This is a genomic window from Streptomyces chisholmiae (assembly GCF_031845445.1).
GTDB lineage: Bacteria > Actinomycetota > Actinomycetes > Streptomycetales > Streptomycetaceae > Streptomyces > Streptomyces chisholmiae.
Map to the genome: position 1 here is coordinate 1 of NZ_JAVREO010000318.1, position 351 is coordinate 351.

Sequence of the window (351 nt, forward strand, 5' to 3'; positions counted from 1 at the left end):
TGGGTGTGGGTCGGTCGTTGTTGGGGCGGGCTGGGTTGCCGGATCGTGCGGTGACCTGGGGCGGGGATGTGGAGTTGGCGGATGTGGTGGGGTCTGTGGTGGGTGGGAAGGTCGGTGTGGTCTTCTCGGGTCAGGGCTCGCAGTGGGTGGGGATGGGTCGGGAGTTGTATGAGGTGTTCCCGGCTTTCCGGGAGGCTTTCGACGAGGTTGGCGCGTTGGTGGATGAGCGTCGTGACGGGTCGTTGCGGGAGGTGGTCTTCTCCGGTGACGCTGAGGTGTTGGAGGGGACGGGTTGGGCTCAGGTGGGGCTCTTCGCCGTCGGGGTTGGTTTGTGGCGGGTGTTGGAGTCCT

1 protein-coding gene is annotated in these 351 nt (G+C 65.8%); it reads left to right on the plus strand.

What is annotated here, in order from left to right:
• Positions 1-83: 83 nt before the first annotated feature.
• A partial coding sequence (locus RM844_RS33385) for an acyltransferase domain-containing protein (protein WP_311671160.1) occupies positions 84-351 on the plus strand: 268 nt, incomplete at its 3' end.